7 protein-coding genes are annotated in these 4,218 nt (G+C 52.3%); all 7 read left to right on the top strand.

The window, feature by feature from the left end; translation table 11 throughout:
• Positions 1–911 (top strand): dihydroxy-acid dehydratase domain-containing protein (locus tag ACTHUE_RS11920; RefSeq protein WP_440423544.1); only part of this gene is annotated, 911 nt, incomplete at its 5' end.
• 69 nt (positions 912–980) lie between these two features.
• A complete protein-coding gene (locus ACTHUE_RS11915; RefSeq protein WP_256388404.1) occupies positions 981–1,112 on the top strand; it encodes a hypothetical protein in 132 nt (43 codons plus the stop codon).
• Between the two features lie 68 nt (positions 1,113–1,180).
• A complete protein-coding gene (locus tag ACTHUE_RS11910) occupies positions 1,181–2,470 on the top strand; it encodes a CAP domain-containing protein (RefSeq protein ID WP_004519942.1) in 1,290 nt (429 codons plus the stop codon).
• Between the two features lie 76 nt (positions 2,471–2,546).
• Positions 2,547–2,780 carry a hypothetical protein gene (locus ACTHUE_RS11905; RefSeq protein WP_003679719.1) on the top strand — a complete coding sequence of 78 codons (234 nt, stop codon included), beginning with the start codon at positions 2,547–2,549 and terminating at the stop codon, positions 2,778–2,780.
• Between the two features lies 1 nt (position 2,781).
• Entirely contained in the window at positions 2,782–3,213 is a 432-nt protein-coding gene (locus ACTHUE_RS11900) for a gamma-butyrobetaine hydroxylase-like domain-containing protein (protein ID WP_049344227.1), read from the top strand.
• A gap of 18 nt (positions 3,214–3,231) precedes the next feature.
• Positions 3,232–3,597, top strand: a complete 366-nt coding sequence (locus ACTHUE_RS11895) for an MBL fold metallo-hydrolase (RefSeq protein ID WP_224783360.1) — start codon at positions 3,232–3,234, stop codon at positions 3,595–3,597.
• A 29-nt stretch (positions 3,598–3,626) separates the two neighbouring features.
• The coding region (locus ACTHUE_RS11890; protein ID WP_440402832.1) for a class I SAM-dependent methyltransferase at positions 3,627–4,218 on the top strand (592 nt) is incomplete at its 3' end.

Here is a 4,218-nt window from a genome sequence, read left to right as displayed (position 1 = left end):
CCGCGCCAAACAACCACGACTACTACATGGAAGACGTGCATCGCGCCGGCGGCATTTTCGCCATCCTGAAAGAATTGGACAAAGCAGGCAAACTGCACACCGACGTGTACACCATCCACGCGCCGACCCTGAAAGACGCAATTGAAAAATGGGACGTGACCAACCCTGAAAACACCCATGCCATCGAGCGTTTCAAAGCAGCTCCCGGCGGCGTGCGCACTACTCAGGCGTTCTCGCAAAACCGTATGTGGAAAACCCTCGACCTCGACCGCGAAAAAGGCTGTATCCGCGATGTTGAACATGCCTACTCGCAAGACGGCGGTTTGGCAGTATTGTTCGGCAACATCGCCGAGCGCGGCTGCGTGGTGAAAACCGCAGGCGTGGACGAGAGCATCCTCAAATTTACCGGCCGCGCCCGCGTGTTTGAAAGCCAAGAAGACGCAGTAGAAGGTATTTTGGGCAATCAAATCGTGGCCGGCGATATCGTCATTATCCGCTACGAAGGCCCTAAAGGCGGCCCGGGTATGCAAGAAATGCTGTATCCGACTTCTTACCTGAAATCCAAAGGTTTGGGCAAAGCCTGCGCCCTGCTGACCGACGGCCGCTTCTCCGGCGGTACTTCCGGCCTGTCCATCGGTCACGCTTCGCCTGAAGCGGCAGAAGGCGGCGCAATCGGTTTGGTACACGAAGGCGACGCCATCGAAATCGATATTCCAAACCGCAGCATCCACCTTGTCATTTCCGATGAAGAGCTTGCCGCACGCCGTGCCGAAATGGAAGCACGCGGCAGCAAAGCGTGGAAACCGGAAAACCGCGACCGCTACGTCTCCGCAGCCCTGCGTGCCTACGGCGCGATGGCGACTTCCGCCGACAAAGGCGCAGTACGCGACGTATCGCAAATCGAACGTTAATTAACCTGACTTTAAGGCCGTCTGAACGCTTTCAAGTGTTTCAGACGGCCTTCATTCAAACGGACAAATATGGACAAATTCATTTTAGCGATGATCGGCATGGCCATTGCCCTGTTGATTATTATTGGCGGCGGATTTATCGCTGTCGAATATTTCAAATCCCATCCTGAAGCATTCCAAGTCAAGCCGCTATCAAAATAATCATTTAACGGCATGAGTTTCAAAGAAAAAGAGCCGTAGCTCAAGGCCGTCTGAACGCAGTACATATAATGAAACACATTCTTTACTGGCTGGGTGGTTTTGCCGTCGCCCTCGGTATATTCCAATACTACGAAACCCATCGCTATTCCGAAGACCAGCTCATCTACGCCCAACCGCCGCAAAATCGTTCTGCCGTTGCCGATTTTGACGCCTTGGCGTATTTAAACTTCCTCCGCGCCTCAGCCAATCTGCCCGCACTGGCGCACTCAGCCACACTCGAACGCGCCGCGCGTAATCATGCCCGCTATCTGCTGCAAAACCCTGACGACGGACATGACGAAAAAAATATACGCAATCCCTTTTATACAGGCCCACGCCCATCAGACCGCACGCGCAAAGCCGGTTATGCCTATAAAGGCGTGCACGAAAACGTCAGCACCGGCCAGCACCCGCCAAACGAAAAAATCAACGACCATCTGCCTGCCCAACATCAGCTGGACAATCTAATGACGGCGATTTACCACCGTCTCTCCTTACTCGATCAAAATATCGACGAGGCCGGAGCGTCGTTTGAATCACAAGGCAAACAAATCGCGTTAAGCATCAATCAAGGCGACAGCAGATTCAACAGCCTCTGCCAAAAAAACCGCCCCCTATCCGACCTCAGCCGTTCGTTTTATCAAGATGCCTGTCATGGTCATGCCATTGTTTATGCGGATGAAATTTCCAACCGCAAAACCCAGCCTTACATCACCTATCCGCAAGGCAACTTCGCTTCGCCGGTTTTCCACGGCGAACGTCCCGACCCTATGCCGCATTATGAAATGACCGGCAATCCGATCAGCATCGCCTTCTCAGAACAATCGCCTCCGGTCAAAATGCGTTCGTTCAAACTGTATCAGGACACAAAAGAAATCAGAGACGTCAAAATCTTAGATAAAGATAATGACCCGAACCGCCTCCTGACCGAACGTCAATTTGCGCTGTTTCCTTTACAACCATTGGAATACGACACCGACTACCGAGCCGTGTTCGAATACCGTCAAAACGGAAAAGACAAAACGGCCGAATGGACATTCAGCACGCAAAAACCCGATTATCCTTACTTCATCGTCAAAGGCGGTGAAACGCTGGCCATCGAATCCGGACAAAAATATTTTATCCATTGGCAGGATTTTTGGTGCTTGAAGCAATGCGAACGCTACAACTACCGCATGAACCGCGACACCCAAATCGACATTATCGAACGACAGGCCGGCGGTATTATTATCCGTGTCAACGGAAGCAAAGGCAGCAGCATCCGCTTAATGCCCGAAGGCGAAGACAGGCGCGCCATTACACTTTATTTATGGAAATAAAGCCGTTTTCAGACGGCATGAAGCACCAAAAAGCTGATAAAATACCGCCTCACCCCCCTATGGCAAGCTATCCAATATGACCAAACATCCGCAAACAGCAGCCAATACCCGCTATGCCTTTGCCAGCATTGCCGCCATGTTGGCCGCATTTTTACTGTTCGTTGCCGTGATGTTGCTGCCTTTGGGGCTGACGGCGGACACCCAAGTGAGCCTAATACGGTTTTCACTCTACGCAATCGTGCTATTTGCCGTACTTGGCGGTATTTTTTCTGTACGCGTTGCCTATTTGCGTAAAAAGAACGGAGCATGACATGACCCAAGCCGATAAAATCCCACAAGAAATCCGCCTCCAGCAAGAGCGGCGCGTACTGACTTTGGTCTATGTTGACGGTGCCAAGAGCCTTCCTGCCGAATACCTGCGCGTGTACTCGCCCAGCGCGGAAGTGCGCGGACACGGTGCCGGCCAAGATGTTTTGCAAACAGGCAAAGCCGAAGTCAGCATTACCGATTTAGACCCCGTCGGCCAATACGCCTTGAAAATTACTTTTTCAGACGGCCACGACAGCGGCCTTTACGACTGGGACTATCTCTACCGACTGGCGCACAATCAAGACGCGCTTTGGCAAGACTATCTCGACCGCCTCGAGAAAGCAGGCGCGTCTAGAACGCCAAGTGCAGAAGATTTAAAACCCAAACGCACACATTCCTGCGGTAGCGGCGGTTGCGGCGGAAAGGCCGTCTGAAAAAAGGCGAAGCCGACATTGGACGACGGCAGAATCATTGACGGCAAAGCGTTCATCTCCCCGCCCAAAAAAGGATGGGTAGTGGCCATCTTCGGCGATACCAAAGCCTGCCCGCAGGCAGTGCGCGCCGCGCAAAACGCAGATGTTTTGGTGCATGAAGCAACCTTTGCGGCAGGCGATGAAGAAACAGCGGAACGAGTATTCCATTCGACCGCATCCGATGCCGCCAAGCTGGCCTTGCAAGCCAATGTGAAAGAACTTTACCTGACCCACATCAGCGCACGTTATACCGAAGAAGAGCAATGCCTGATGCTGGAGCGGCAGCCACAAACTATATTTCCCGCGTCGAAAGTGGTTGGCGATTTCGACGTATTCAATATCTGAATCCGTATTATTTTAAGAAGGCAGACACTATGAGCGACCACAAAACCCATTTCGGCTTCTCTACCGTTGACGAAGACGAAAAAGCAGGCAAAGTTGCCGAAGTCTTCCACTCCGTGGCAAAAAACTACGACATTATGAATGACGTAATGTCCGGCGGTCTGCACCGTGTTTGGAAACATTTCACCATCAATACCGCCCGCCTGAAAAAAGGCGACAAAGTATTGGACATCGCCGGCGGTACTGGCGATTTGTCCCGAGGCTGGGCGAAACGTGTGGGCAAAGAAGGCGAAGTTTGGCTGACAGACATCAACTCCTCCATGCTGACGGTCGGCCGCGACCGCCTGCTCAACGAAGGCATGATTCTGCCCGTATCGTTGGCAGACGCTGAAAAATTGCCGTTTCCCGACAACTATTTCAATCTGGTTTCCGTCGCATTCGGCCTGCGCAACATGACGCACAAAGATGCCGCGCTGAAAGAAATGTACCGCGTATTGAAACCGGGCGGCACCCTGCTGGTGTTGGAATTCTCCAAAGTGTACAAACCTTTGGAAGGCGTGTACGACCTCTACTCTTTCAAACTGTTGCCGATTATGGGCAAACTGATTGCCAAAGATGCCGACA

Source organism: Neisseria sp. P0021.S005 (assembly GCF_051956955.1).
Note: the sequence above shows the minus strand (reverse complement) of the source record. Positions and strands in the feature narration are given on the sequence as shown.